This is a genomic window from Vibrio sp. YT-19(2023), from assembly GCF_033337395.1.
In genome coordinates this window covers 1-502 of record NZ_JAWOQN010001240.1, presented here as the reverse complement: position 1 = coordinate 502, position 502 = coordinate 1, and the positions used below count along the sequence as shown (strand labels likewise).

Annotated in this window: 1 protein-coding gene; it reads right to left on the bottom strand. The window is 48.6% G+C overall.

Features of this window, described 5'->3' with window-relative positions:
* On the bottom strand, positions 1-502 hold a 502-nt coding region (locus R7E78_RS31040), incomplete at both ends, for a solute carrier family 23 protein (protein ID WP_318059261.1).

Sequence of the window (502 nt, the reverse complement as noted above, 5' to 3'; positions counted from 1 at the left end):
ACCTCCGATACCAAATACCAGTGTTACTGCAACGATCACTAGGTTACGAGACTTGTGTAGATCAACGTTGTTTTTAATCAGCGTATTCAAACCGACGGTTGCGATAGAACCGAACAGAAGAATCATGATGCCGCCCATTACTGGCACAGGAATGGTTTGCAGAATCGCACCTAGCTTACCTACCAGCGCAAGAACAATAGCGGTAATGGCAGCCCAAGTCATGATTACAGGGGTGAAAGCTTTGGTCAGCATTACCGCGCCTGTTACTTCACTGTAAGTAGTGTTTGGCGGCGCACCAACCATTGATGCTGCAATTGTCGCGATTCCGTCACCCGCGATAGTGCGGTGTAGGCCTGGTTTCTTCAGGTAGTTTTTACCCGTTACATTAGAGATAGCCAACATGTCACCCACGTGCTCTACCGCAGGAGCGATTGCAACTGGGATCATGAATAGAATCGCGTTGATGTTGAACTCAGGCATGGTGAAGTTGGGCATTGCAAGC